General features: G+C 52.2%; 18 protein-coding genes and 2 pseudogenes. 6 read left to right on the forward strand and 14 right to left on the reverse strand.

Annotation, left to right across the window (positions count from 1 at the left end):
* Positions 1-39 precede the first annotated feature (39 nt).
* Positions 40-864, forward strand: coding sequence for a DsbA family protein (locus tag EL29_RS21115; protein WP_029571484.1), 825 nt, complete (start codon positions 40-42; stop codon positions 862-864).
* A gap of 167 nt (positions 865-1,031) precedes the next feature.
* Here EL29_RS21115 and EL29_RS21120 read toward each other — a convergent pair whose 3' ends face one another.
* The 4 genes from EL29_RS21120 to EL29_RS21135 form a co-directional block, all read right to left on the reverse strand.
* Positions 1,032-2,228 (reverse strand): hypothetical protein, encoded by a 1,197-nt coding sequence (locus tag EL29_RS21120; RefSeq protein ID WP_235193331.1) that lies wholly within the window; start codon positions 2,226-2,228, stop codon positions 1,032-1,034.
* Between the two features lie 203 nt (positions 2,229-2,431).
* On the reverse strand, positions 2,432-2,986 hold the full coding sequence (locus EL29_RS21125) for a plasmid fertility inhibition factor family protein (RefSeq protein ID WP_235193332.1): 555 nt from the start codon (positions 2,984-2,986) through the stop codon (positions 2,432-2,434).
* Positions 2,987-3,027: 41 nt separating this feature from the next.
* Complete coding sequence (locus EL29_RS21130) at positions 3,028-3,237, reverse strand: hypothetical protein (protein WP_019104923.1); 210 nt, start codon at positions 3,235-3,237, stop codon at positions 3,028-3,030.
* Positions 3,218-3,859, reverse strand: coding sequence for an Ssp6 family T6SS pore-forming effector (locus EL29_RS21135; protein ID WP_028715685.1), 642 nt, complete (start codon positions 3,857-3,859; stop codon positions 3,218-3,220). Before EL29_RS21135 ends, EL29_RS21130 begins: the two co-directional genes overlap by 20 nt.
* 970 nt (positions 3,860-4,829) lie before the next feature.
* On the opposite strand from EL29_RS21135, the gene repA reads away from it, so the two are divergent.
* Together repA and EL29_RS21145 are read left to right on the forward strand one after the other, a co-directional pair.
* Positions 4,830-5,849 (forward strand): plasmid replication initiator RepA, encoded by a 1,020-nt coding sequence (gene repA, locus EL29_RS21140; protein ID WP_028715686.1) that lies wholly within the window; start codon positions 4,830-4,832, stop codon positions 5,847-5,849.
* 1,039 nt (positions 5,850-6,888) lie between these two features.
* Positions 6,889-7,161 (forward strand): YrhB domain-containing protein, encoded by a 273-nt coding sequence (locus tag EL29_RS21145; RefSeq protein WP_028715687.1) that lies wholly within the window; start codon positions 6,889-6,891, stop codon positions 7,159-7,161.
* A 211-nt stretch (positions 7,162-7,372) separates the two neighbouring features.
* Here the strand turns inward: EL29_RS21145 and EL29_RS21150 are convergent, their stop codons facing one another.
* From EL29_RS21150 to EL29_RS21180, 7 genes and pseudogenes are all read right to left on the reverse strand, one after another.
* Complete coding sequence (locus EL29_RS21150) at positions 7,373-7,663, reverse strand: Bor family protein (protein WP_009089453.1); 291 nt, start codon at positions 7,661-7,663, stop codon at positions 7,373-7,375.
* Positions 7,664-7,861: 198 nt separating this feature from the next.
* Positions 7,862-7,996, reverse strand: a pseudogene (locus EL29_RS21155) (molecular chaperone DnaJ); the annotation flags it as partial.
* A gap of 506 nt (positions 7,997-8,502) precedes the next feature.
* The gene (locus EL29_RS21160; protein WP_028715688.1) at positions 8,503-10,440 is read right to left on the reverse strand and encodes a methyl-accepting chemotaxis protein; all 1,938 of its coding nucleotides are present in this window, start codon (positions 10,438-10,440) and stop codon (positions 8,503-8,505) included.
* An 876-nt stretch (positions 10,441-11,316) separates the two neighbouring features.
* Entirely contained in the window at positions 11,317-12,603 is a 1,287-nt protein-coding gene (fabF, locus tag EL29_RS21165) for a beta-ketoacyl-ACP synthase II (RefSeq protein ID WP_028715689.1), read from the reverse strand.
* Between the two features lie 85 nt (positions 12,604-12,688).
* A complete protein-coding gene (locus tag EL29_RS21170) occupies positions 12,689-15,775 on the reverse strand; it encodes an efflux RND transporter permease subunit (RefSeq protein ID WP_029571485.1) in 3,087 nt (1,028 codons plus the stop codon).
* Entirely contained in the window at positions 15,768-16,883 is a 1,116-nt protein-coding gene (locus EL29_RS21175) for an efflux RND transporter periplasmic adaptor subunit (RefSeq protein WP_028715691.1), read from the reverse strand. Before EL29_RS21175 ends, EL29_RS21170 begins: the two co-directional genes overlap by 8 nt.
* Positions 16,884-16,957: 74 nt before the next feature.
* Complete coding sequence (locus EL29_RS21180; RefSeq protein WP_028715692.1) at positions 16,958-17,572, reverse strand: TetR/AcrR family transcriptional regulator; 615 nt, start codon at positions 17,570-17,572, stop codon at positions 16,958-16,960.
* Between the two features lie 89 nt (positions 17,573-17,661).
* Here EL29_RS21180 and EL29_RS21185 point away from each other — a divergent pair, with 89 nt between their 5' ends.
* The 3 genes and pseudogenes from EL29_RS21185 to EL29_RS23005 all read left to right on the forward strand — a co-directional run bounded on the left by EL29_RS21185 (position 17,662) and on the right by EL29_RS23005 (position 21,123).
* On the forward strand, positions 17,662-19,119 hold the full coding sequence (locus EL29_RS21185; RefSeq protein WP_028715693.1) for an efflux transporter outer membrane subunit: 1,458 nt from the start codon (positions 17,662-17,664) through the stop codon (positions 19,117-19,119).
* A gap of 329 nt (positions 19,120-19,448) precedes the next feature.
* Positions 19,449-20,457: pseudogene (locus EL29_RS21190) on the forward strand (helix-turn-helix domain-containing protein).
* A gap of 174 nt (positions 20,458-20,631) precedes the next feature.
* The gene (locus tag EL29_RS23005; protein ID WP_275100921.1) at positions 20,632-21,123 is read left to right on the forward strand and encodes an SDR family NAD(P)-dependent oxidoreductase; all 492 of its coding nucleotides are present in this window, start codon (positions 20,632-20,634) and stop codon (positions 21,121-21,123) included.
* Between the two features lie 538 nt (positions 21,124-21,661).
* On the opposite strand, the gene EL29_RS21200 is transcribed toward EL29_RS23005, so the two are convergent.
* The 3 genes from EL29_RS21200 to EL29_RS21210 form a co-directional block, all read right to left on the reverse strand.
* Positions 21,662-22,516, reverse strand: a complete 855-nt coding sequence (locus EL29_RS21200; RefSeq protein WP_028715694.1) for an SMP-30/gluconolactonase/LRE family protein — start codon at positions 22,514-22,516, stop codon at positions 21,662-21,664.
* Between the two features lie 85 nt (positions 22,517-22,601).
* Positions 22,602-23,075 (reverse strand): DMT family transporter, encoded by a 474-nt coding sequence (locus EL29_RS21205; protein WP_028715695.1) that lies wholly within the window; start codon positions 23,073-23,075, stop codon positions 22,602-22,604.
* 14 nt (positions 23,076-23,089) lie between these two features.
* A complete protein-coding gene (locus EL29_RS21210) occupies positions 23,090-24,487 on the reverse strand; it encodes an amidohydrolase family protein (protein ID WP_028715696.1) in 1,398 nt (465 codons plus the stop codon).
* Between the last annotated feature and the right edge of the window lie 51 nt (positions 24,488-24,538).

The following is a 24,538-nucleotide window of genomic DNA, read 5'->3' on the forward strand; positions in this document are numbered from 1 at the left end:
TGAACCACGTCGTCGCCGGTGTGCGACATACGGACACTTATGAAAAAACACGTAAAACTGGCCGCAGCGATGCTGGCCACAGGCTTCACCTGCGCCGTACCGGCTGCCCCTGCCGATTTAACGCCGGTACAGCAGCATGCGTCCGCAGCGGATGATTTTACCCCCGCGCAGCAGGCCCGCATCGGCGAGATAGCCGCTGATTACCTGGTGGCGCATCCGGATGTGCTGATCGAGGTCAGTAAGAAGTTGCAGGCGCGCCAAAACGAAATGAAGCAGAAGGCCTATGCCGACGCTGCCGTAAAAGCCCACCGTCTGCTCATGCAGCTCGACGGCGTGCCTGTTGCAGGCCCGGCCGGGGCAAAAGTCATTGTGACGGAGTTTTTTGATTACGAATGCATCGCCTGCAGCATGATGTCGCCGGTGATGGAGAAAGTCATGGCCACTAATCCAGACGTCAGGTTTGCGTTTCGCGACTGGACGATATTCGCGCCGCGCTTTCCGGAATCCACCCAGGCTTCGCGGCGTGGTCTGGGCATTTACCGCCAGAAGGGCGCAGAGGCCTACATCACCTATCACAATAGCATTTACCGTACTGGCCACAACGAAGAAAAACTTACACCTGAAGACATTGAAACCAATGCTAAGTCTGCAGGGGCAGGGCCTGTTAACACTGAGGGCTATGCCCGGTCTGACAGCCTTATTGCGAACAATGATTCTCTGGCAGAGATGCTGGGGCTGACGGGGACGCCGGGGATTATTGTCATGCCGGTAGAGAACGCTACTGTGGAGAACACGACCGTGATACCGGGTGTGGTCAGCGAAGCGGTGATGCAGCAGGCCATCAACAAGGCTGAGGGGAAATAAAAAAATACCGGCAGCTTGAATCGGTGACTGCCGGTATAAAAGATATCAACACTTATCAGTAGGCTGAGACAGTGTCTCAGTCCCTGTTATCGTCTCTCTTTCCAGAAGCTTTAGGTTAAATTTTCAGGCAGGATTAGCTAGCGGATAATCCCCATCCCAGCCTGTAATTATTTGCTCTGGATGACATTTTCCGGTGTCTGCTTTTTCGCTGAACCCAATGTTTTCCACCATATCCACCCTGTGACCAATCCGATAAACACCAGAAAGACTCCACTCATGAACAGGTAGTAAGCCAGAAGAGAAAAATAGGCATCATGCCTGTCATAGAACCTGTCCAGCCATGAATAGGGATATGTAATAAAGCGCTTTAAAGGGCTTGTTTCAGATAAAAGTTCAACACAACTTGTCTGACAGTCTTCAGAGTTTATGCGTGAAAGATAAGCGGCCGCTTTAGATTTGTTTCCATGAGCAAGGTAGTAAATCGCAAGCGCCCCGGTTCGGTTGGTTGAGGTAAAATCTTCCTGCAAACCGGATCTTAAAAAGGCAACATCTTTATCGGTAAGCTTTCCTGCACGGGCTTTGTAATAAAGCAAAATGTCTGAGACAAAATGGTTATCAAGTAAAGGAATGAGGCCCGTGTCCAGAGGCGTCTTTTCACGAGAGTCAGTGTAGATAATCGCCTGATAAAATTGCGTTGCGTATCTGCTGTCGCGGGGACGGTAATAGGCCGGGCTGATGGCCTTTTTGTACAATGGCTCACGGAAATCAGCCCACTTTCCTCGGTTATTATCGGTAGTGGTTTCCCAGTACCGGTAATTTCCGAAACTGTCTTTCCAGGCAAAGAAAGCATGACTGGGCGCAAAAACCACCCATGACTCAATCCCTGCCTGGGATGCTGCAGTCATCATTAAATAAGTGTTGGCGTCGCAATCTGAATTGTCTGCTGCATAATTCGCTGCTACAGCACCACCCGGGCGATAATAAAAATGTTTTGCGAGGGTATGTCCTGCACATGCAACGAATTTCTCATTTCCTGCGTCAGTAAGGTCTGTGTGACAGTGACCTTTTACGTCTTCAAGGTAGAGCGTAACTTTGTTGCGGGCTTGCTGAGCAACTGCATCATTAACGATCCGGTTAGTTACGTCCATATTTATCAGGTCATAAACCAAACCGGTCCGGTTTAGCGCATTTGCTGCAGTTGTTGATGTGATGTTCTCTGAGGAATGGGTTTTGTAGAATTCCTTTTTAAAATTGGAATACAACCTGAAATCCTTCCAACACGTGTCCAGCAGTATCGCGCCAAAAAATAATGTCAGCACACTCACTAATGCCAGAGGGTGAAAAAAGCAGTTCTTTTCGCGCACAATTGATGCCTTCATTGAGGGTAGATATTTGCATCATTTCGGCATCGGTGTGTGAATCTTTAGGGATTTCAGGACCTGCACCGTCAGTTTAACATTCGCCATAAACTGTGTTCTGACGACTCTTTAAGATTTATCACTCCCCCAGGCTCTATCGTGGTCCGAAATGCTCCGCTAACGCGAGATATACCTTATGTGGTTCGGCTTTATTTACACAGAGAATGCAGGAATGCGACGGAAAGCGGCTCAGTTTTTCTGTCGCCAGCGCCCCTGAACAGCAGACGGGCACTTTTTTCAGAGGTTACGCTAACAGGTAGGCTTTCGGCACCGTTGGCCAGAAGCCATATAGTGCGCGTTATTCCGTCCGTAAAACTCGTATTCAGGACGGGTAGCCCTTTATCCAGCTCATAACGTGCATCGCACAACGCCAGTGGAACGGGGTCAGTGTATCCGGGCGAAAAGCATTTCTCAGACCGATGAAACTTGAAATCTTTTCGCCACACGGTTTCATCGCCGTTTGCAAGCTGAGGTTCCCGACCATTTTGTGCCCATGCTTCAAGAAAAGGGCGTTTCCGGACAATCACGACCCATTTGTCAGAATCATGGTCCAGCGACAGTTTCATCCAGGCCTTTTGGTCGTTTATCAGGCCGACTGAAAAGGTGCAGATTTTGGCTCCATATTCTCCGTCCTCGCGCCCTATCCGACATATTCCGCAGGCGGCAAGCAAAGGATGTTCATTGAATATCGGATCTGCATTCATGAGGTCGCTCGCTTGTTATCATGGCCTTAATCACGACACGGTCAACGGCGATCGGGCTTTTCAGCAATCAGATAGGTCAGGCCGTAAACAACCAGTCCACCGACGAGAACGAGCAGCGGAGCAATGATGCGCATGGCCCCTTCATTCAGTGTTGCCGCCAGAAATATTCCCACCACCATAGCCATTAAGACCAGACCGCCGGACACTTCGGCGATAAGCTTACGAAGCAGTCTAATAATTTTCGATAGCATTGATAAATTCTCTGGAGGCGGAGGGGTTTTTACGCAGCATTTCACCCATTTTGATGAAGTTCTGCAGGGGTTCTTCAAACATGAAATAGAGCATGTCGTAATCGTTAACCCGCAGCTTTCGCCACAGTTCAGGGTTCTGCATCTGCAGCCGTCTGGAGGCTTCACAGGCACGGGATATCACGCCCTGAGCAATGACGCCGCCAGTCATGCCACCGGTCAGTCCCCGGAGGGCAACGCGCGTCATGAATGACAGCATGACACCACTGACGACCTTTGAACCGAGATAGGAAGACAATGTCAGTTGTGTAGCGGTCCTGCTGGTCATTGATGTTGCACTGCCAATCAGTTTGTCATAAACCTTACGCAGTGCGGGTTCGGGCAGGTACTGCAGAGAATCATCGATGATGATCTTAACGATTTTCGCAATTTCGTTTCTGTTCCTGAAGGCATTATATACAGCACGGCCAACGCGAACGTCGTCGTGCATATTGCGTGACTGGATGCGTCGGCCGCCATCAGAAAGGTCCAAATCCTGAAAGGTTCGCTCCAGTCCGAGATAAAAGTCCATTGGTACTGAAACCACGCCCGATACGATTGAACGGGCGAGCATTGTTGCGTCCATTCCTTTTCCCCAATAACCGTGTCGTCTGACAGGTAAACATTAAAATATTGTAACTGTCAGGGCAATATTTTGACAGTTCAGGCAGTCACGAAACCAGGCTGTCATCGGTACATAACCTTTCCAAAAACCCCTGTGGGCATCGACACCCCATTCCCGGACTGAATGCGCGCTGCACCGCCATGCGCGTGTATTCAGGTCGATTGAGGACTGCAGGTGATTTTGAGAATAGTCTGGATCGAGGGCGGTTTATTTTTAACCATCCGACACCTTAAAACCCTATTAAATGCTGGATTTAGCCGGTTGCTGCGGGTATGCTTTTCTGACTTCGCCGGGCGGCGATCTATTCAGATCCTTATCAGAATACTGTGGTGGTTGATGATAGGGATGAGCGAAACCTGTGGCCGGACATGCGCGGTACGGGGAAAGATTTATCCGGATGGGACGTATCCGTGAAAACGTCCAGGGTACAGAGAACGACAATTGCCGGACTCTGAATGCAAAAACCCCCCGAAACTGTTATCAACTTGGCGGAAGAGACAGAATCAGGGGGTCCAAAAGCAGGCGCAGCGCCTGTGAAGGATTATAACGCATGCATTTCATAAGACAAGCCCTGCCCGCCATAAGTCCGGGACAGGGTGAATGACCAGATTTTAATCGGGTTAAACTGCCCGACCCCGTATGAAGCCAGACGTTGCAGCAGTGACTATTCTGCTGCCGGCATTTGCCCCCCGACCGGGTGTGGCCTGGCACCTGCTACGTTGCTGACGTCTGTTTTCCGGCTGAACCGGCCGGAAATACCTCTTCACATCAAAACTGTATTGTTCGCTCGTGAAACCCGCAGTAATGACGGTGGGCTTCCCCGCGTCTTTTTTCCGGCTTTCCTGTTTACACGTCAGGTTGTCAGTGAAGACCGGCGACATACCTGTGGCCAGAGAACTGAACGGTCTCAGTCTGACAGGGAGGCGCTGTCATGAAACAGGGCAACCCGTCACGGCACTGGAGTCAGCTCAGCACGGAAGAACAGGTACGTTTCTGGCAGGGCGTTGATGCCGGTGAAACGGCATCGTTTCTCGTTCCCGCCGGACCCCGTAAAACCCGCCGCGTCAGGGGTGAACACTCCACGCGGGCGAAATGCGAAAACCCGCAGTGGTTCCGGCCGGCGCGCTATAAGCCGGTAGGTGGCCAGATCGGCTACCTTTACAACCGACTGGTGAAAACCGATCCGGAAACCGGCCTCAGCGAGCTGCGAATGCGAATGTCGCTGCACCCTTACTATTTGATGAACCGGCAGAAGGCGGGACGTAAGAACCACTTCAAACCGGAAAAGGCCCGGCTGCTGGATACCACCTGGCCGGTTCTGATCAGTTTCTGCGATAAAGGCAAACATTCTGTCGGCATGTGCACGTCGCGGCTGGCTCACGAGGTCAGTCCGAAAGACGAACACGGCAACGTCATTCCGGAGACGGCCGTCACGGTGAGCCGCATGTCCCGCCTGATCAGCGAACAGGTCCGGTATGGCGTGCTCGCGGTGTCGGAAGAAAAAATGTGGGACCGCGAGTCCGGGCAGTGGCTGCCGAAGTACGTCTGGATCACCGATGCCGGTTTCCGGATGCTGGGCGCGGACATGGCCAGACTCTTAAAGGAGCAGGAAAAGGCGCTGCGCAGTAGTGAGGAACGCCGGCAGATGATAGTGGAAGGGCTGATGAGTGAGGATGAAGACATCTCGCCACAGGCTGCCCGACGTCGTTGGTACGACCGCAAGAGGCGTGAGTCGCTGAAGTACCGCCGCCAGCAGGGGGCGATGCGCAAGCGGGCTAACCGGCTGAGCCGCCATCCACGGGACGTGCAGGTGTTTGAGATGATGAAGCACCTGCGTAAAACGCTGCCCGCAGGCGAACTGCTGTACTGCACGGATGACCGTCTTGAGAAGCTGGCCATCCGGCAACTTTTTCAGATGCAGCTGTTTGAGGTACACGACACCCACGTTTAGCACGTGACCCCACGACTTACAGACCATGCCCCTTAACCGGGGCTTTTGCCGTGGTTTTTTTTCAGATTCTGGCCGTATTTCTGTCCGATCTGGCGCTTTTCACCCATCCTGACGTATTCCCGATGCCGGCAGTTGGCGCATAACGCCGCCGCCGGTAACTTATTCACAAAAATCCGCAATGGGATAACCTCAGAAAGCAGCAACCGGATATCAGATAATCTGCAAAACAATCTTAAACACTGTTTTAAGTTCTTCCGATAAACCCGGAATGATCTCTGTCACCCGCGACATTGTGGATAAGTAGAAAAGGACTTCGCTCGCAGCGGCCTCAGGCGTCCGCGCCGCTCAGAACGGGAAGTAACTCCCGCTGACGCGGGCCCCAAAAACCAGTCATTTTAGTTACAGCATACATCCATTCACTGTAAACAGCACCGACGCAGTCCTGCACCCTGAGTGCCCCTCCAGACAGAGGCCGGAGCCGGAACTGATAACCCATCGCCCCCACTGACCAGCCGCCCCCGCCCGGCCCTTTGGGCCGGAACAGGCGTGGCTGATTAATGGGTGTTGTAACTAATAATTAAGGTGTCGCTGTGAGTGGCGTTGCTTCAGGGTACAGTGAACACCCCCCTAAGCGTCAGCAGCAAGCTGCCGACACTAAGGCCCCGGAAATCACGCCCTTCACGTCGCAAGCGCCGTGAAGCCCGCTCACCGGGGTTAAAGGGGTTACCCACATTTCTTCATTAATGAAAGCACGTAGGGCTCTTCAGGGAAAGGTAGGGTAGGGCACGATTTATACGGCTGTAACCGGCTACGCCGGGCGTACGGCGCCGTTCAGCCTCTGCGTCATCTTTTAGATCATCCGGCGCCTTCATGCCGCTGAAGCGGCATTATGAATACGGCTCTCACTGCAGTGGTTAATTCAGATTGAAACGTCCGCTTTGTGCCAGGAGCGGACGTTCCATACATAGTGCTATGTTAGTTTGTCGGGAGCTGGTCAAACCGGCTAGTTCACATGACGTTATTGATTGAGAATGGAATAATGATTACTTATCAAAATGCGATGGAAAAAGCTTTGGATTACCTTAAAGGCTTTGACACTCCAGTTGTCATTACACTTCATGGCCGATTTTCAGAAGGCTGGTTCTATTGTTATCAATCGAAAGAGTATCTGGAAACGGGTGATTTTTCTGCTCAGTTGGCGGGAAATGCACCGTTCATAATAGATAAAGATAATGGAGAAATTCACTCATTCGGCACTGCTTATCCGTTAGATAAATACTTGCTGGATTACGAACAACAAAAAAACGAATAACGTCCGTTCATCGCTCAAAGCGGGCTGACATGCCTCAACAGCTTACCACTGCTTTAACCAGGCTGGACATCGTTGCCTGAACTCGTTTCGAGTAACGTCGTCAGCAGGCAAGCCGCGCAGCGGTACGACAGCAGAATTTAATAGTTATAATATACGAATGCGATTTAATAACAGGCGCAGGATTAGGCCGGCGAACCGGCCTGAGGCATTATCAGATGGCGCAATAAACGCGCGCTTCACGTGGCGTGTAGATACCAAACGTCACCACGCTCAGTAAGCCATTAACAAACGTCTGCTGCACTTCAACCCGACTAACTTTTTCCTGTCCGCCGCACACCTGCGCCGCATCAATGCTCTTACGCTGACCGATACCTGAAACAAAGAACGGCTGGCTGGTGGTTTTCGTCGCCGCGCCAACTTGATTCTGTTTCATTACGAAAGTCTGTTGCGCACAGCCGGTTAAACTCAGAGCCAACAACGCCGCAACACAAAGCTTGTTCATAAATATCCTTATTGCCTTAAATGAAAAAATAAATGCTGAGTGAAATCATCACTCAGCCAGCAATCAGGTTATCGACAACGAAAGCGGAAACATAAGAAAAATTTTTAAATACGCCTGACGGATACGTTTTGCTGAATAGTACAGCAATAAAAAAAACCGCACAGCAGGGGCTTTTTAGGTTTACCGCAGCGTTTCAGCTTAGCGAGTCAAATCGTAGAAGAACTTTTTGACGCCATCGAGAAAGCTTTGTGTATGCGGAGTGTTCTTCTCACCCGCCGCACCACCAAAACTCTATTCCAGCTCACGCAGCAGCGACTTATGCTTCTCGCTCATAGCCGACCCTGGCCTGCCGTTAGTCCGCTTTGTGCCAAAAGCGGACGTTCCGGGAGCAGGTCAGCGCCTCTATGCAGCTAACGCTGCATCTAATGATTAGCTGCATATCTCCATTTTCAATTTTGAAGTCTGATTGATGAAACTGCGCAGTAAGAGATTTGACTGAACGGCCGGACGGCGCGGGTGCAGAACAGCGCCCCAGAGGGAAGGTGTAACGCGCCGTCCGGCACAAGAAGAAGTATGAAGGCCATCTGCTACAGAAACAACATGGAAGCACTACGGACGTTATGAACATAGCCCATACACACATTGGGTAGTTAATACCAAATATATCATTAGGTTTATGATCAGTCCGCAGGGACTTTAATTGCAATAGTGTACTTTATAACTTTTTCATGGCCTTGAATGAGTTAAGCCATCCCCAGAGATGGCTTATCAGACAGAGATGTAGTTTTTGTAAAAGTATGTGCACGTTTAATTACACACATCTAAAGCATTTGAACCGCTTAAACTGCGTTTGTGCGGAACACGCTGACAGCATCTCTCAGGCTTGCGGCCCGGTTTGCAAGTTCATCAGCGGATGATGCAGATTCTTCAACCAGCACGGCATTCTGCTGCGTAACCTGATCCATCTGTGTCACCGCAATATTTATTTGTGATACGCCCGCGCTCTGTTCTTCAGAAGAAGATGAGATCTCTCTGACCAATTGCGATGTCTGCTCAATTGCTTCCACGCTTTGTTTAACTTTTTCACCGGCATCCCGGGCCATCAAAATTCCCTGTCCGGCATGCTCAACTGACTGCTCAATAAGCCCTTTGATTTCCTTCGCCGCTCCAGCCGATCGCTGCGCCAGTGCCCTGACCTCAGAAGCAACAACAGCAAAGCCCTTACCGTGCTCACCTGCCCGGGCAGCTTCGACGGCTGCGTTTAAAGCAAGAATATTCGTCTGAAACGCTATCCCGTCAATAACGGAAATGATTTCTTTAATCTGTCCAGCACTGTTGCTTATTTTTTCCATTGAATCCAGGACTGACTCCATGGCCTCACCGCCTCTCAAGGCCGCAGTTGTAGCGGAGTTGGCCATTTCAGCAGCATGACGCGTGTTATCCGCATTATTGCCGATGATTGACGATAACTGCTCCATACTTGCCGCAGTTTCAGCCAGAGAGGCTGCCTGCTCTTCCGTTCGCGCCGACAAATCACCATTTCCACGGGCTATTTCTTCAGATGACGTAGCAATAGTGACAGCGTTACTTTTAATGTTTTCCACCGTAAGCGTAAGTCTCTGACTCATTTGCAGTAATGCCTTAAGCAGTGCGGCAGTTTCATTGCGTCCTGTCACCGTCAATGTTGACGTAAGGTCACCGCCCGCCACCTCAAGGGCCAGTCTTGATGCGGCACTGATAGGTCTGGTAACGGAGCGAATAATAACCAGAGCAAAAATTACTGCCAGCAGGACGATAAAAACAAGAACGGTCAGTAGTGCATATTGTGCATACCGGTGTTCCTTAATCTGCCCATTCAGCATTTCATTCAGTTCATTACCCCCGGCAATGGCGTAGTCGCTGAATTTGTTAATAGCGTGTGTAAAGAGCGCTGCATAGTCCTTCGGGTTTTGATTCGTCATGCTGCGGTTAATGAAAATCGCCTCAGCGGTTTTGAGAGCACTGTTTGCCTCCTCAACGGCTGCATCTGCATTTGCGCTAAATTTTTGCTTAAGTGTGTTATCAGATAAAAACAGTTTTTCAGAATCCTGAACAAATAAATTCAGGTTATACGAACCATTACTGATTAAAGACTCCATACGGACAGAGTCTGCTTCACTTATGCTTTCATTTCGGGCAAGAAGGGAAGTACCAAATGCACGTATTTTCCCAAGGCTTTCGGTCAGTTCAGGCAATGATGAAAAATTACTCGTAATTAAACGGTACGTGTTGATATCTGAATCGAGTGAAAGGCCGTAAAAATCCAGCACATCACGGTTCGCATTCAAAAGGTTGCGGATGAGGAGGGCATGTGCATCAAGACTGGCTGTCAGAGTCAGTTGTGAAGAATCGATTCTTTGCTGTAGCTGGCTCCACTGTGCGCGCACGTCATTGATTTTTATGATCATGGCAGCGCTGCCTTCTGTCTTGGCCATATCTTTGGTAATAACATCAGTGATGTTTTCAATTTCATCTCTGACCTGAACGCGGGACGGTGTTGCTGGATTTTTGGTTGCAATGGCAAGGGCGGTTTCTGCACGATGGCGCTGTATCAAATTGAGTAGGGCTAAAATCTTATTTTCTACGGGGATACCTGTTACCTCTCTTTGCTTATCCTGAATGTATTTATTACCTTCGGACACAAAAAGCATGGTAGGAACTGAGAACAGAACAAGGGAAAACAGGCCCAGAATGGCAAATTTGGCGGTAAGGCTTATATTGTTAAGAATCTTATTCATTTTTAATTCCTGGTGAATTAATTCGTTATAGTGACAATTACAAAAGATACATTCGTAACGCACCTTAATGCATTTATCGGTTATTCACTCACTAACTTTATACCGCACGGTTGTTTTACTGCATTACGTAATAAACTTTTAGTAACGTTAAACAAAGCACTTAAGCTAAATAATCATTTTTTCTCGGGATTAAGTTCTTTTCGCAGCAGCATTAGCCATTGCTGGATTTTCATCAGAGTATTTTTACTGAGATTTGAATGAGCCGGCTGAACCAGATGCGAATCGCACACTGTATTATTAGCATGTCGCCGAAAGACGTTGTCTAAGGGGGGTAAGGTGAAGCAAAGGTTACTAAGCCAAAATTATCTGACCTGGCAGGCGCTTTGATCGCTGCCTGCTACCTGTTGATTCACACAGAATGTTGTTAGCAATGCTCACGGTCGCTCATAGCGGACCTCAAGCTCAATAAATCTGTCCGCTTTGTGCCAGAAGCGGACATTAATGATGGCGTGAGTTACTCATTACTGAGGTTTAAATCTTGAGGATAAATAACGGGTCTTCAGAGCAAAAAAAGCATACCCGGAGGGGCATGTAAATTCAGCTCCTGACCATTTATTATCTGAAGACAGAAAATTTGCCGGTCATTTTACTGGCTCAGCTTTCTGATGCCTTAAACTGATTACCGGCAACTGCATTTTACGGGCCAACTGATAACGCGATTGCTTCACTGATCCCTTTATAAATCGTTGTCTCAACAGGCTTTCTTACCCGAGGCTCCTGACTGTTACGTTATGAGTTTAACGTCCGGGAATACTATTTAAAAACATGTACTCAGGCTTTTAGCTGGCTTTTTGCCTGTCGATTACGATAATCAGATTAAACCGCTTCCCACCGGCGAAAGAGAAGGCAGGCATTCACACCGCCAAACCCAAATCCGTTCGATAACGCATGCCGGATGGCTGAATAACGCGATTTTAATGCAACCAGGTCCAGACCCTCCGCGGACTCATCCGGATGATGTAAATTCAGCGTCGGCGGTATAACCTGGTCCCGTAGAGCCAGCACGGTAAAGATTGCCTCAATACCGCCAGCCGCGCCCAGCAGATGCCCGGTAGCCGACTTGGTCGAACTAATGGCAACTTTGCTGAATTTGCCAAATACGGACCGGATGGCCGAGAGCTCACCTTTATCACCAACCACTGTTGAGGTGGCATGAGCATTAATGTGCTGTACATCACCCGCACTCACATCTGCCTGAGACAGGGCAAGCTCAATGGCTCTTCGGGCTCCGCTGCCGTCTTCAGGGCCGGCAGTGAGATGCCATGCATCAGCGCTGGTGCCATATCCCACCAGTTCAGCCAGAGGCGTTGCGCCCCGGCTGAGAGCATGCTCTAAAGACTCGATAACCAGTATGCCGGCACCTTCTGCCATCACAAATCCGTCCCGTTCGGTGTCAAACGGTCTTGACGCTTCGCCAGGCTTATCACCATTATTTGTGGAGAGCGCGCGTGCTGCCGCAAAACATCCCAGAGTAACGCGATCTATTGCAGCTTCTGTACCTCCACAAACCGCAATATCGGCTTCGCCCGTTTTTATCAGCCTGGCCGCATCACCGATGGCCTGCACGCCCGCAGCACATGCCGTTATTGGTGCACCGATAGGTCCTCTGAAACCATGCTTTATTGAGACATGACCTGCAGCCATATTTGCAAGAAAAGAGGGCGCAGTGAAGGGTGATAAGCGGCGTGGCCCGCGTGTGTCGGTCGTTCTGACTGCGTCCGCAATCGCGCCGAATCCCCCTACTCCGGATGCAATCACTGTTGCAGTCCGTTCTTTCTTGTGTTCATTATCTGGCTGCCAGTCCGCCTGTGCCAGGGCTTCCTGAGCCGCAATGAGAGCAAACTCAATGAAGCGATCCATTTTTTTTCGCTCTTTGGCAGTAATATACCGCTCTGGCTCATAACCTGCGTCAGGGTCCTCTGCGAGTGAAGGGACCTGTCCGGCAACGGTTACGCCAGTACCCTCGCTGATTTCAGGTGGAAGCACTGTTATTCCCGATCGGCCCTCAATAAGCCTTCGCCAGACGGTTTCCGTACCACATCCTAAAGGGCTCACAATACCGCAGCCGGTTATAACTATTCGTACGGAATTATTCTTATTCATTGTCGAAACCTCATGTTCTTTTTTGCATAGCGTCATGACATAAACCAGTACGCAGGCGAACGTTTTCCCCTGCGGTTAATGGTTATTATTCGGCTTTACCTTCCACATATTTCTGGTTTTCAGGGCGTATCCTGAACCATATGGCATACATTGCAGGCAGGAAAACCAGGGTAACGATGGTGCCGGCAAATGTTCCACCTATCAGCGTATAAGCCAGTGTCCCCCAGAAAACAGAATGCGTAAGAGGAATAAAGGCCAGAATGGCGGCCATTGCTGTCAGCAATACCGGTCGGGCACGCTGAATTGTTGCTTCAACGACGGACTCAAAGGGTGTCAGCCCTTCATGCTCATTTTGATGGATCTGCCCTATCAGGATTAATGTGTTGCGCATCAGAATCCCCGACAGTGCGATCAGTCCGACAAGCGCATTTATCCCGAACGGCTGACTAAACAACAGCAGCGTCGGTACAACGCCAATCAGCCCCAGTGGTGCAGTCAGAAAAACCATCACCATCGCTGACATTGACCGCACCTGCAGAATGATGATCAGAAGCGTAATGGCAATCATGATTGGGAACAGCGGGGCCATTGCTTTAGTGGCTTTACCCGACTCCTCAATCGGCCCACCCTGCTCAATGCGGTATCCGGCCGGAAGCTTGTCAATGACAGGCTGTAATTGTTTCAGGATTGCCGTGGAAACATCGGGCGGCTGCATACTGTCAGCAATATCACCACGTACGGTAATCGTCGGGGTACGGTCGCGACGTCGCAGTACGGGATCTTCCATTCTTACTTCAACATCGCCAATCTGTGACAGTGGAATGCGCTGGCCTGACAACCCCACCAGGGTAAATCCGGCTATTTTTGCAGGATCGAGTCTGATATCACCTGCTGCACGTCCCATTACCTGTACGGAGCGGATGTCTTCGCGAACGGACGTAATGGGCACGCCGGAGAGCAGGAACTGGAGTTGCTGCGCCACGGCATTTGAAGTCAGTCCGACTGCCTGAAGACGATCCTGATTCAGCGAGAAGTGTAGCGTAGGCACGCGCTGTCCCCAGTCCGTGTTTACGGTCCTCATAACGGGACTGGCCAACATGACCGCCTCAACTTCGGCTGCAATCTCACGCAGTTTGTCGGGATCAGGTCCCATCACTCGGTAAGCCACCGGATAAGGAGAGTAAGGACCGAAGACCAGTTGCGTTGCGCGGATACGCGCTTCAGGAGCGAGTCCGCTGGCTGCGGCTTCGCGTAGCCGTTCCTTGAGAATATCGCGGGCATCCTGGCTGTCGGTCAGAACCACAATCTTCGCAAACGACGGATCGGGAAGCTCCGGTGCCATCGCCAGATAGAAGCGCGGTGAGCCCTGCCCGATGTAAGAGGTGACAATTTTTGCCTCTTTCTGCTTTTTCAGCCAGTTCTCAATTTTCGCCGTGGTCGCACTCGTCTGCTCAATTGAGGTGCCGTAAGGCATCTGAACCTCAATCAATACCTCGGGACGGTCTGATGTGGGGAAGAACTGCTTCTTAACCAGCCCCATGCCGAGAATCGCCATAGTAAAAACAATGATGACCGTTCCGGCGACTATCCATTTTCGTGCGACAACGCGGGCCAGTAACCGGCGAAAACGGTTGTAGCGCGGCGTATCGTAGATTGCGGCGTGACCACCTGATACCGTTTTAATTTCCGGCAGCATTTTGACGCCTAAGTAAGGCGTGAAAACCACGGCCACGACCCAGGAGGCTATCAACGCAATACCCACTATCCAGAACATGTTACTGGTGTATTCACCCGCAGTTGACTGCGCGAAGCCGTTAGGCATAAAGCCCACGACCGTAACCAGTGTTCCTGCCAGCATCGGGGCCGCAGTATGACTCCATGCATAGGCTGAGGCCTTAATCCGGTCATAGCCCTCCTCCATTTTTACGACCATCATCTCAATCGCTATAATGGCATCGTCCACCAGAAGTCCCAGCGCCAGGATGAGTGACCCCAGCGTGATGCGGTCGAAGTTCTTACCTGATGCTTCCATGACCATGAAAACGATGGCCAGGGTCAGCGGCACCGCGGCGGCCACCACCACCCCCACACGCCAGCCCATGCTGACAAAGCAGACCACCATGACCACAAGCAGCGCAACGAAGAATTTGATCATAAATTCATTGACGGCAGAGCTGATGTTGACTGACTGATCGGTGACTTTCGTCAGCGTCATGCCGAGCGGCATGGATGCGTTGATGCTGGCCGCTTCCGCATCCAGTGACTTGCCCAGTTCAAGGCCATTCCACCCCTCCCGCATGATAATGCCAAGCAGAAGAGCCGGTTCACCCTGATTGCGTATCAGAAACGTGGCGGGATCCTCATATCCGCGTTCAACCGTGGCAATGTCCGACAGCAGTAGCGTTCTGCCATTAACAACGACGGGCGTTTTACGAATCTGCTCCAGTTTGTTAAAAGCACCGTCAAGTCGGATAAATACCTGGGGGCCCTTGGTATCAATTGAGCCCGCGGGCGTCAGGACATTCTGGTTATTCAGCGCTGAAAATATGTCCTGGGGCGAAACGCCCAGTGTGGCCAGCCTGTCATGGGAAAAAGAGACAAAGATGCGTTCAGTCTGCTCACCAATGATGTTGACCTTTTTTACGCCCGGCACGTGAAGAAGCCGCTGGCGCAGTGATTCTGCATCGCGCACCAGTAAACGCTGAGGCTCACCTTTTGCTTTCAGAGCAAACAGGGAAAAGGTGACATCTGAAAATTCGTCGTTGACCATGGGACCAATGACGCCTGCAGGCAGGTTTTTAGCTTCATCCCCCAGTTTTTTTCGCGCCTGATAAAACTCTTCCTGCACCTGTGAGGGTGGGGTACTGTCCTGCAGCGACAGCATGGTGAACGCCATCCCCGCGCGGGTATAGGTCTCCGTCCGGTCGTACCATTTAAGCTCCTGCAACCGCTTTTCAAGTGGTTCTGCGACCTGATCCTGCATTACCTGCGCCGTTGCACCTGGCCACACTGTAATGACTGTCATCTGTTTGACGGTAAACGGCGGATCTTCTGCCCGGCCCAGTTCAAAAAAAGACATGATGCCCGCGACTGTGATCAGAATGATCAGGAATAACGTAATCGAGCGTTCACGGACGGCGAGCGCGGAGAGATTGAAACGCGAGTTACTCATGTGGCTGGCCTCCGGCAATGCTCCCATCACCCTGACGCGCCACGCGAACAGTTTCACCGTCATGCAGCAGGTGAGCGCCAAGCGCTACCACTTCCTCGCCGGCACTGAGCCCGCTGATGACTCTGGCCGTGTCGTCACTAATGCCTTCTAACTGCACAGCCCGCCACGATACACGGGCAGGCTCACCGGTGATCACCCACACTCCCTGGCCTTTGCCCGGGTCAAAGAGTGCGGCTATGGGTACCTGCATTATCTCGCGGGAAACCTTCCCGTCAGCGATATGCAGTGTAACGGTAGCACCCAGCGGTGCGTTGGCCAGCGCGCCCTCAAGCACATATCGTGCTTCAAAGGTGCGGGCTAAGGGATCGGCAGCATCGGAAAGCACGCGAAGCCGGGCACTCACTGACTGATTCTTATCGCCGTACAGCGTCGCTTCAGCCTGACTTCCGGGGACCGGCCTTAGCGTTTCAGGCAGCTGTACAAGGGCTTCGCGTTGCCCCGCCCGGGCCAGCCTGATTACCGGCTGCCCTGCACTGACAACCTGACCCGGTTCAGCAAGCGTCTCCATAACCACGCCATCAGCATCAGCCAGCAGAACAGCATAGCTTTTTGCATTCTGCGCAACGTCAGCCTGTGCCTGCGCAGCGCTGAGGTCTGCTTTTGCTGTATCTGCGGCGGCCCTGACCTGATCGTAAGCTGATGCTGAAACAGCACCTGCTGCAACCAGGCCACGGTAACGCGCTTCGTCCAGAGAGGTTTGCCTGACGCGTATGCGTGCAGCACTGACTGCCTGCTGCTGAGCCTGTGCCTGGAGGCCGAGATCGGCAGGATCGAGGCGCATCAGCGGCTGTCCGCGTTTAACCGTCTGGCCCGTATCTACGAGGCGCTCCAGGATTTTACCCTGTACCCTGAAGCCAAGGTCGCTTTGTGTTCGCGCAACCACCACACCGGTAAATGAACGGACATTATTATCAGCATCAGCCACGTTTACAGCCCTTACCAGGGGCGGCTGAGTACGTGGGTCATCGGTGCCGGATTTGTCGCCACAGGCCACCAGGGCCAGCGGCAACAGGCAGACAGCTAAATTGACAGGTTTAATCCTGAGCATGGGTTACCTGAATACAGTGAAAAGATGGTAACCGCATTCTTATTCTTGTGACTATAAATGTCAATGGTCACACATCAGGGAGAGAGGCTTCTTAAGATAAGCGACGAAAGGAGCACTGCAGCAGACTCAGCCGTATCGAGGTTGTACTGCAGCTGAACCGGGCTGATATAGGGCCTCATGACCAGAAAAACAGCCTGCGATGCTTCATCCAGAGGGGTTTTCCGCTCGAACTCTCCGGCACCTCTCCCTTCAAGAATAATATTTTCAATGAGTTGCCGGATACGTTCTTCATGCAGCGCTGCCGATGGCCATTTATCCCGGGCGGCAACGGCAGCAATGTCATAAAGCTTTCGATCGTGAAAAAACAGGTCGCTGCCGGCCTGCGTCAGGGCCTTCAGCATCTGCCTCATCTTTTCAGATCCCGTCGGGGCGTCGGCAATGGCTGCATTAACAATGTCCATGATCATATTCAGGCGGTTAGAGCAAATCTGTTCGCCAATTGCCTGTTTAGAATCGAAAAACTTGTATATGTATGCCTTCGAGAAGCCTATCGACTTTGCCAGATCGGATACGGTGGTTTTCTCATAACCAAAATGGGCGAAGTGTTCAGTCGCGGCTGCGACCACCTGGTCACGGATAGTATGTTCTGAGGGCCCCCTGCCGGGGTGAGTCATTGTTTGCTTATTCATTTTTCCAGCTTAACGTAACAATTGTCGATTGACAACGAGTGACCACTTGGTAATGTAGTCACAAATTAAGAGTGTCTCAAGGAATATTTATGTTCCCTTTACATCCCTTCGTACTGATGCTGAGCGCCGGTTTACTGACCGGTTGCGCAGTCGGACCGGATTATCACAGGCCGGATGTACCGCTTGCTGAACATTATATTACTGAGTCTGCTGTACTGAAGAGAAACGCTTCCCGGCCTGCCAGCTTTGCGCGGTGGTGGGAAGGATTTAATGACCCTGTGCTAAGCAGTCTTATTGCAGATGCGCTGGCGCAGAATCTGGACCTCGCACAGGCAACCGCCCGGATGGCACAATCAGATGCCGGACTAAGCACGGCCACAGCCGCACTGTTGCCATCAGCAAACGTCAGTGGGCAGGCGGGCCGGACATATCAGTCAACCGAAACCCCGCTGGGTCAGGTTCTAAGCTCAACACCGGATTTTAATCGTTACGGCAGCAGCTATGAAACCGATCTTAACGCAGGCTGGGAAATTGATCTTTTTGGTGGACTGCGTCGCGGTCGCGAGGCTGCTCTGGCTGATTATCAGGCTTCTGAAGCGGGGGTGATTGCCACCCGCCTTGCTGTTGCCGCCCGGACTGCTGATCTTTATATCACCCTGCGCGGGTTACAGACCCGGCTGGACATCGCTGAAAAACAGGTCCGGACGCAGCAGGCGCTGCTGGAAAAGGTCAAACTCCTTCAGACAAAAGGACTTGCCCCCAGGTATCAGGTTCAACAGACCGAAGGTGCCCTGGCGCAGGTACAGGCAACCGTGCCGGTTCTCCGCACAGGGCTTGATGTCGCAATGAATGCATTGGACGTTATGCTTGGTACTCCTCCGGGTACTCACCGTAAGCAGTTAGCGTTGCCGGGAGTCATCCCGCAGGCCCCGCAGATAACCTCTACAGGAACGCCGGCTGATCTGTTACGTCGCAGACCGGACATTATTGTGGCAGAGCGTAATCTCGCGGCCTCAAATGCGCGTATCGGTGTCGCTGTAAGCGAGTATTATCCGAAGTTTTCCCTCGGTGCCTTACTTGGCAGCGCAACGTCGGTATCCGGAGGGAATCTTTTCTCAGGCGGGGCCAGCCAGGCTGCCGGCGTACTGGGTCTGCGCTGGCGGCTCTTCGATTTCGGGCGAATTAATGCACAGATAGCTCAGGCTAAAGGCCAGGAAGCCGAGGCTCTTGCGGCTTATCGGTTGACAGTACTGCGTGCCAGTGAGGACGTTGAAAATGCGTTCTCGTTACTGATTAACAGTGAAATGCAGACCGTAACGCTGACCAGAGGAGTAACCGCACTGTCCGGGGCGCGCCAGTCTTCTTTTATCGCATGGAAACAGGGTACCGCAAGCCTGATCGATGTCTTACATGATGATCAAAATCTTCTGCAGGCTTCAGACGCCAGAGCACAAGCTCAGATCGAGAGCGCGCGCGCAGCTGTCGCTGCTTTTCGGGCACTGGGCGGCGGCTGGCAGTCACCTGCGGTTAGCGCTGATGCTCGATAAGTTACGGGAAATGTCCGTTTTTCGCTCATAGCGGAAAAAGGAAGAAATGTTAGCGTCCGCTTTATGCCAGAAGCGGACATTGACACTTTCAGACATGGCCGGGATCGGGCGCCTCGGGATAAAACGGGGGCTTGTCGTACAATGCATCAAACCTGAGAAAGTGAAAAAGTAGTCGCAAAAGTTATTACTGGAGTATACGTTCCGGAGACGTGCCTTAATGAAATTAAAAAACTTGGTGTGCGATTAGGTCGTCAGGTGTCTGTCAGTCTTTGCAGCCACCTTATTGAAGAGCCTGGTCACTCGCCCCAGAACGTGACGAGGGAGACTAGATGGTTCAGAGCGCAACCTTTCCGGTGGATGTGGGCTGGCAGGCTTTACTGAAAGACCTGGGCCTGACACCTGCGCAGGTTTTACGCCGCGCCGCGCTCCCGGAAGACTTACTCTCGGGAGGAAAACAGCCCCTTTCAACACAGGACTATTTCCGCTTCTGACACGCGCTGGAAACTGAGTCTGGTGACGCGATGTTTCCCCTGCGAGTCATGGAAACCCTGACGACCGAATCTTTCAGCCCACCACTTTTTGCCGCCCTTTGCAGTCCAAACCTTATTCAGGCTGCAAAGCACCTCGCCACGTACAAAAAGCTTGTCTGCCCTATGGAGCTGATGCTGGATGTGGGACCAGAGGGTGAACTGACAGTTTCTCCACGCTGGCTGACGCTTCAGGCCGAGGCTCCGCTGTCGCTACAAATCGCGGAAATCGTCTTTTTTGTGGTTTGCCCGTCTCGCAACCCGCGAGCCTGTCCGCGCTTGTCGTGTGGTACTGCCAGACAGTCTTCCCGAACCCCATGCCCGACGCTATGAGAAATTCTTCGGTACCAGCATCATGAAAGGAAGCGTGCCTTCCATTACGTTTACCGCCGGGGATGCATTAAGGCTATTTCTTACCGCCAGTGAAGGTATGTGGCGCGTATTTGAGCCTGATATCCGTCAGAGACTGAGTGAACTTGAAGCAACCGCCGCATCGGCAGAACGGGTCCGGGCCGTCCTGCTGGAGCTGCTACCGGGTAATACGGCCACGATAAAGAATGCGGCAACCCGCCTCGGACTGAGTCAGCGCTCGCTCCAGCGCCGTCTTGCAGAAGAAGGTGTCAATTTTCGCGGACTGGTTAACTCCACGCGCGAGCGTCTGGCACGCCATTACCTCAACACCACTTCAATGTCAGGTGGAGAAATCGCATTTCTGCTCGGTTTTTCAGACCCCAGTTCTTTTTACCGCGCATCTCACGACTGGAGTGGACAAACGGTCGGGCGCGCTCATCAGAGTCTTCCCCGGAAATAAGCTTTGACCCGTAAGCAATGGAAAACGGAAGGCGGGCGTCGAAATGGCGCTGATTGCATTAACTCTGGCACCGATTGCAGGCGTACTGGCCTGCCCTATCGGTTAAGCTGGGTCAGGATAGCGTGAAAGCAGCGCCAGCCCTGTCACAATGCACTACAGGAGCAACTCAGATGTATGAAATCAGCCAGCAACGGGGCCGCAGGGTCATTATCACCGGAGCCAACAGCGGCACGGGTAAGGAAGCAGCAAAGAGGCTGGCGGCAGCGGGGAGCCGATATTATCATGGCCGTACGAAATGAGGCGAAAGGGGAAGAGGCGTGCCGGGAAATTTGTCAGGCCGTTTCCGGGGCTTCGCTTGACGTTCGTATCGTTGATCTCTCCAGCCTTGAAAGCGTGCGTATGTTCAGCCATCAGCTGCTTAGAGAGGGACGCCCGGTGGATCTGCTCGTGAACAATGCGGGGATCATGGCACCACCACGCCGTGAGCTCACCGCAGACGGCTTTGAACTGCAGTTTGCGACAAATTTTCTCGGCCACTTCGCGCTGACGAATCTTCTGCTACCGCTTTTACTGGAAGCAAAAAATCCCCGCGTCACAACCATGACCAGCAGCGCTGCAATGATGGGAAACATTCGGTTTGATGACCTGCATTGTGAACGGTCTTAAAAACCGATTGCGGCGTATGCACAGTCCAAACTGGCCTGTTTGTTGTTTGCGAATCAACTTGGCCATATCGCAAAAACACGTCACTGGCCGTTACTCAGTACGAGTGCGCATCCGGGCCATACGCGCACTAATCTGCAGACAAGTGGCCCGAATCTGGGAACGGCATCGACCCGAAAAAAACTGATGTATTATCTCGTGCCTTCAGTGCGTGTAGAGTGGGCAACAGAATCGCTCCTGAGAGCAGCTGTTGACCCTTCGGCGACGCAGGGAGAATTTTACGGCCCGCGCTTTCTGCTTTTTGGAGCTCCCCATGTCGCAAAACAACCCAAAACCGTAATGAAATCCGACCCGACGCGCCTGTGGCAGACAGCCGAAGCGTTAACCGGCATTATGACTCCCGCCGCCTGAGAACAATTTCATAATCTGTTGTTTACATCGCGCTCATGGCAGACGTCTACTTGCGTATAGTCGCGTTGTGCCAAAAGCAAGCGTCACCTTACGACCTGAAGCAGATATGATGCTGTCCAAATTTAATCCGTTAAATTCTATGTGTCGCAAAGCGGCTTTCAGATAATCCGGGACTGACATCAGATTCAGCTTTCAGTAATTTACCGTCATATTCAGACAGCGTAGTGAGCCCTACAGACGCTGTAGTGCAACAGAGGCGGCTGAAGTTCTCACCTGCCAGTACCGGGCAGGTGCTCTGCATTCCCGGCGACGACAGAACTGCGTCTCTGGTTCCATCCGGCCGGTAGCGGACCACACGACTCCCTCCCCATTCAGCATTCCACAAATAGCCCCTGGCATCCACGCAGGAACCATCAGGCGCGCCTTCGACTTTGGTGAATACGCGCTGGTTTTGCAGCGAGGGGTAATCGCAGCACATTATCCGACCCTGCATCGAGTCACAGTAATAGAGGGTGCCGCCATCGGGGCTGAAACAGATGCTGTTTGGAATGGCGACATCGGGCAGTGCAAGCGTCTCAACTGTCAGCGTTGCCGCATTAAGCCGGTGAAACTTACCGATAACGTTCACGGGAAAACCGTCATCCATTGTTCCAAAGACAAAATTACCGCTACGGTCACATCTGCCATCCCCAATGCGGGTACCCGTGCCTCCCGGTGAGGCGGCCAGCGTGGTAAGAAAACCGGTGTTGAGATCATACAAAGCCAGCCTGGATGCAAGCCCCATCAGCAGAATATGACTTCGGTCAGTCAGAGCAAAGGAACCAAGGCGTTCAGGCAGCGACCAGCGCATGACAGCGTCGTTACCTTCTTCTAATGCGAGCAGTTCACAGGCTTCAATGTCAGTCCAGTAAAGCCTGCGGGTCCTTTCACACCACAGGGGACACTCCCCCAGCGTATTCCTTATATCAGCTGCGATTGAAAACATGTGAATCCTCTCGATAAATAAAGGTCGTACTTTGCGCCAGACCAGACTTATCCCCGCCTGCGTGGTAGCAAACGGGGGAAAGCCGTTACTGCAGAAAACGTGCGGAAAGTCGATCGCCGAAAAGCATGACGGCGAGACCGGCCAGCATGACAAGCATTCCAGCCAACTTAATTAAAGAAACCGGGCGCTTGATCGCGCCCAGCAGACCAAAATGGTCGATCATCTGAGATGAGAGCAACTGCCCGACAATTGCCAGTCCGAGCAGAGCTGAAAAACCGATTTTCGGTGCAAGTACCACGTAGCTGAACAGCGCGCAGGCACCGATCAGTCCGCCCGCCAGACTCCAGACAGGCTGAGAAGGAATGGCTGAAAGGGAGGTGAATAACCCTCCACGCAGCAGCGAGTAAATCCCGAGGCTGAACGCCCCGGCCGTAAAGGAAAACAACGCGGCGGTGACAGAGTCGCCTCCGAGTCCTTTTGCAAGCTGACTGTTCAGGGTCGTCTGCAGGGTAATCCCCAGACCTGCTGCAAAAGCTATCACGTAATAAATCGCGCTCATGCTGTTCGTCTCTGTCAGTTAGCCTGAACCAGCGGCAGGAATTTTTCCGCAAAGATGTCTGGCTCATACCCTGCCGCCGCAAAAAGGTGCTCGCGTGATTCATCAATGGCTGCGCGGAGGCGCTCACTGTCCACACCCAGCACTTTGCCGTTCTGCTTGACGATGCGCCCGCCGATCATCACGGTGTCGATGTTACTGCGCTCGGTTGCATGTACCACGGTACCAAACGCATTTCCGTTGGGATAGAGGTTGATATCAGCCGCGTTAATCAGCACCAGATCAGCCTGCTTGCCTGGCGTCAGGCTGCCCACTTTGTCCTGCATTCCTGCACAGTAAGCACCATCGACGGTGGCCGATTTAAGCAGCTGCGCAGCCGGAAGCGTCGTCAGCGAATGCGCTGAATCACAACAGTGCTGCTTGTGCATACCCATCACACGCTGCAGATAGAACGCCACGCGCATTTCCATAAACATGTCGGTGCTGTAAGACGTTTCATTGTCAACACTCAGGCCAGGATGGATACCATGACGTTGCGCGGCTTCAATAGCGAACATCCCGCTTTCGATGCCGTAATGCGAATCTGAGCGCGGGCATACGTTCACCCGGACACCGGCTTCTCGCAGGATTTCCCAGCCTTCATCAGGCAGTGCCGTGCAGTGGTTGAATATATTATCCGGGCCAAGCAGACCCTGCCGATGCAGCGATTCAAGCTCGGAGGCCATCTCAGCACCAAAGAATTCGGTCACGATCGGCAACCCCAGCCTGCGCGCTTCGGCCCATAATTCTGGCTCCAGCTGAGCCATGACGCCCAGCGTCACAAGACTCTCAGGATTGTCCGTGAAATATTTTTCCTGCAGGCGCTGCCAGTTGCCAGGCCAGTGCGCCTTATCCCATTCACCGGCCACCGGTACGCCGGAAGCATGGATCGCGCGAATACCGGCATCAAGCAGGGCCTCAACGGCGGCATCGGAATGTGCTGCGGTCCGGCTGTTGTGCGAGTTATCAATCATTGTGGTGATGCCCGCGTCAATCGCGCCCAGCGCCGTCAGCAGGTTACCCACATAGATATCTTCCGGACGGTAATATTTAGCGAACGAAAAGTGCGTGGCGTTGCTGTAGTCGTCCAGACAGGTGGCGTTGGGGTTGATACGTCGCAGCTGACCTTCCCAGGCGTGACGGTGAGAGTCGACCATCCCCGGCATGGCGATCATATTTGTGGCATCAATGACGTGAGTACCCGGCGCATCAAGGTTCTGTCCCACGGCGGTAATCGTTGATCCAGTGACAAGAATATCGCCACGCTCAAGGTTTCCTACATTGTCGTCCATACTCAGTATGGTGGCCCCGCGAATCAGCGTTACCGGCGGGTTTTCGTGCTGATTATTAACAATATCTCTGTTGTAATCTGTCATTGTCATCGTCTCTTTATGTGTGAACAGGAAAACGATACGCCCTCCGATTAA

It is taken from the genome of Pantoea ananatis LMG 2665 (genome assembly GCF_000710035.2).
In the GTDB taxonomy this organism is placed as follows: domain Bacteria; phylum Pseudomonadota; class Gammaproteobacteria; order Enterobacterales; family Enterobacteriaceae; genus Pantoea; species Pantoea ananatis.

Bases quoted from the DNA above. Each gene is read 5' to 3' on its own strand.
- EL29_RS21115 (WP_029571484.1), top strand. From the start codon at position 40: ATGAAAAAACACGTAAAACTGGCCGCAGCGATGCTGGCCACAGGCTTC.
- EL29_RS21125 (WP_235193332.1), bottom strand. From the start codon at position 2,986: ATGAATGCAGATCCGATATTCAATGAACATCCTTTGCTTGCCGCCTGC.
- EL29_RS21130 (WP_019104923.1), bottom strand. From the start codon at position 3,237: ATGCTATCGAAAATTATTAGACTGCTTCGTAAGCTTATCGCCGAAGTG.
- EL29_RS21135 (WP_028715685.1), bottom strand. From the start codon at position 3,859: ATGGACGCAACAATGCTCGCCCGTTCAATCGTATCGGGCGTGGTTTCA.
- repA (WP_028715686.1), top strand. From the start codon at position 4,830: ATGAAACAGGGCAACCCGTCACGGCACTGGAGTCAGCTCAGCACGGAA.
- EL29_RS21145 (WP_028715687.1), top strand. From the start codon at position 6,889: ATGATTACTTATCAAAATGCGATGGAAAAAGCTTTGGATTACCTTAAA.
- EL29_RS21150 (WP_009089453.1), bottom strand. From the start codon at position 7,663: ATGAACAAGCTTTGTGTTGCGGCGTTGTTGGCTCTGAGTTTAACCGGC.
- EL29_RS21160 (WP_028715688.1), bottom strand. From the start codon at position 10,440: ATGAATAAGATTCTTAACAATATAAGCCTTACCGCCAAATTTGCCATT.
- fabF (WP_028715689.1), bottom strand. From the start codon at position 12,603: ATGAATAAGAATAATTCCGTACGAATAGTTATAACCGGCTGCGGTATT.
- EL29_RS21170 (WP_029571485.1), bottom strand. From the start codon at position 15,775: ATGAGTAACTCGCGTTTCAATCTCTCCGCGCTCGCCGTCCGTGAACGC.
- EL29_RS21175 (WP_028715691.1), bottom strand. From the start codon at position 16,883: ATGCTCAGGATTAAACCTGTCAATTTAGCTGTCTGCCTGTTGCCGCTG.
- EL29_RS21180 (WP_028715692.1), bottom strand. From the start codon at position 17,572: ATGAATAAGCAAACAATGACTCACCCCGGCAGGGGGCCCTCAGAACAT.
- EL29_RS21185 (WP_028715693.1), top strand. From the start codon at position 17,662: ATGTTCCCTTTACATCCCTTCGTACTGATGCTGAGCGCCGGTTTACTG.
- EL29_RS23005 (WP_275100921.1), top strand. From the start codon at position 20,632: ATGAAATCAGCCAGCAACGGGGCCGCAGGGTCATTATCACCGGAGCCA.
- EL29_RS21200 (WP_028715694.1), bottom strand. From the start codon at position 22,516: ATGTTTTCAATCGCAGCTGATATAAGGAATACGCTGGGGGAGTGTCCC.
- EL29_RS21205 (WP_028715695.1), bottom strand. From the start codon at position 23,075: ATGAGCGCGATTTATTACGTGATAGCTTTTGCAGCAGGTCTGGGGATT.
- EL29_RS21210 (WP_028715696.1), bottom strand. From the start codon at position 24,487: ATGACAGATTACAACAGAGATATTGTTAATAATCAGCACGAAAACCCG.